5 protein-coding genes are annotated in these 2,134 nt (G+C 36.3%); 2 read left to right on the top strand and 3 right to left on the bottom strand.

Features of this window, described 5'->3' with window-relative positions; all coding sequences use genetic code 11:
• Positions 1-241, top strand: a 241-nt coding sequence (locus FDX22_RS24260) for a hypothetical protein (RefSeq protein ID WP_146717905.1), incomplete at its 5' end; no start/stop codon positions are given.
• A gap of 60 nt (positions 242-301) precedes the next feature.
• Entirely contained in the window at positions 302-493 is a 192-nt protein-coding gene (locus FDX22_RS24255; protein ID WP_036853162.1) for a hypothetical protein, read from the top strand.
• A gap of 134 nt (positions 494-627) precedes the next feature.
• On the opposite strand, the gene FDX22_RS24250 is transcribed toward FDX22_RS24255, so the two are convergent.
• From FDX22_RS24250 to FDX22_RS24240, 3 genes are all read right to left on the bottom strand, one after another.
• Positions 628-1,389 carry an N-acetylmuramoyl-L-alanine amidase gene (locus tag FDX22_RS24250; RefSeq protein WP_036853161.1) on the bottom strand — a complete coding sequence of 254 codons (762 nt, stop codon included), beginning with the start codon at positions 1,387-1,389 and terminating at the stop codon, positions 628-630.
• On the bottom strand, positions 1,386-1,727 hold the full coding sequence (locus FDX22_RS24245; protein ID WP_197064330.1) for a hypothetical protein: 342 nt from the start codon (positions 1,725-1,727) through the stop codon (positions 1,386-1,388). Before FDX22_RS24245 ends, FDX22_RS24250 begins: the two co-directional genes overlap by 4 nt.
• A gap of 33 nt (positions 1,728-1,760) precedes the next feature.
• Positions 1,761-2,134 (bottom strand): hypothetical protein (locus tag FDX22_RS24240; protein WP_047578206.1); only part of this gene is annotated, 374 nt, incomplete at its 5' end.

Below are 2,134 nucleotides of genomic sequence, written 5' to 3'. Positions count from 1 at the left end.
CAATGGCAAAGAGATTAAGCGAAAACTTACAACTTTTGCTAATGATGATTTAACACAGCTTTCAGATGATGAGCTAGAAACATTATATTATGAATCATCTGCTCAATTTTTAGCTAAAGCAATGCACTTTATGAAGATTGAGAACGAACTATTTTCAAGAAAGAATGTAATTGTAAGTGATGAAATTCTAATAAATGTCGGCAATAATATTATTGAAGCTATCAATCAGGTAAGCAATTGATGCGCAAAAAGGAGAGCAATTATCTTTATTTTAACAGACGACACAACTAGAAGTATCGTATTGATTCAAAAGGCTCATAAAAGGGCAGATAAGGGCTTTAATGATATTGTGGCACAATTATATGAACAAGAGCTTAAAACGCAAGAGAAAGCAAAATATGAGCATATAAGGCAAGCTAAGGAGAAATCACTTGAAGAACAACGAATTAGTGAAAAAAATCAACGAAGAGTTGAAGCTGAAAAACAAGCCTAAGTTGACAGAATCGCAAGAGAACACGATGAGGAAACTTAACGATCTAATAATAGAGGAAGTCAACATGTTAGTGAAAAAGATGAAATGATACCGAACAAAGAAAGCCCCACAATTAAGTGAGGGCCTTTTTCGTATTATTTTTTAGCAATGATTGGTTTGTCGATTCCGTTAGCTTGCATGAAACGAATATCAATAGGCGAACCTTTCCAATCGAAGTTTTTAAGGTCTTTGCCAGTTGTTTCTTTATAAGTTTTACGAACAATTGCCAATTGGTCTGGGTGTGATAGAGCGATAACTTTTTCGCCATTAAAGTAGTAAGTTGTTTTATCGCCATTTGTATATGTAAATTTCATTAAATCGTCGTCCTCTAATTCTGTATTTGTTTGTGTATTGTTTACTGCGACTGTGCCACTAGTTTGTCCTGTAAGGCGCTTGTTTAGTTCTGTGATAAAGTATGAGCGACAACTCTCTAACGTGCCTCCGTGTACTTCTACTGAACGTCTAGGGCATGAAGTTGCTGAAAGTTCTTGATGTAGTTTAACAGTATCACGATTAGGAGTTAACCCCCATTGTTTCATGTACTTAGCCACGTCATCTAGTACCGCTTGCTCATTTCTCAAGAACTGGTTTAAATCGCCCTCTGATTGGCATACTTCCCAGCTTGCATAGTTAGCATTACCGTACGAGTTGGCACAATGCCATGCCATATTAGAGAAATCAGAAGCTTGTAATCTTCCGTCAGAAGCAATGTAGACATGAGCAAAGCCATTTTCAGGGTTATGATTAGGTAACCAGTTGTTGTAGAAGCCAGCGTTAGCACCATTCGAACCAGCGTCATTGTGAATTACAACCCCAGTAGGGTTATAACCACGTACACCAGCATTAGTTATATTCATTCTTTTTTATCCTCCGTTTGTTCTTCTTCTACTTCTGGAACACTTACACCGTTCTTTTTCATAAGTTTAACCAAACCGTCGAACATAGGACTGATTTTTGCGACCAAATAAATAAATTGCCCTACAAAGTACAATAAACCTACGTCAATCACAGTTTTGGCAATATCAGAAGTTGAGGGAGTTTGTGTAAAGAAGAAGACCGCATATAAAACCCACAGGGATAAAATAACCGTTAAGTCAATCACAAGTCTACGTTTGAAAGGTGGGTTCATTGCTTCTCTATCTTTTACCCATGTAGCGAAAAGAATCGCTAAAATTAAGATAGTTATTAAAATCATTCTAGTTACCATTTTGTTTCGCTTTCTATTTTGTTATTTAATGAAGTAACTTCCGTTACCACGTGTTGCAATAGGTGTTTTACCAATATCTGGTCCCCACCAAGTAATACTACCGTTTGTGTCTATGTCAATATGGAAAGAAGTCTCATGTCCAGCAAAATGACCAACAATACTTTGAACAACAGCTGGACGAAATTCTTTATCTACCCATGGTCCAGACATTTTAATGCCAGCTTTTGTAGTTGATACACTACCAAAGAGTCTAACAATTACTAAATCATCGTTCTTTTTAGTGAATTGCAACTGCATACCATTTCCAGTTTGAATTGTCAACATTTGAGTTGGAACATCGATTGTACCTCTAAGTGATATATCATTTGCATTGATTGAACCTTTAAGCGATAAAT

The sequence above is a fragment of the Citrobacter sp. TBCS-14 genome (genome assembly GCF_005280805.1).
In the GTDB taxonomy this organism is placed as follows: Bacteria; Pseudomonadota; Gammaproteobacteria; order Enterobacterales; family Enterobacteriaceae; genus Citrobacter; species Citrobacter gillenii.
The sequence above is the reverse complement of the archived record's forward strand: the minus strand, read 5'-3'. Positions and strand labels throughout refer to the sequence as shown.

Excerpts from the sequence above, each read along its gene's own strand:
- FDX22_RS24250 (WP_036853161.1), bottom strand. The coding sequence starts at position 1,389 with ATGAATATAACTAATGCTGGTGTACGTGGTTATAACCCTACTGGGGTT.
- FDX22_RS24245 (WP_197064330.1), bottom strand. The coding sequence starts at position 1,727 with ATGATTTTAATAACTATCTTAATTTTAGCGATTCTTTTCGCTACATGG.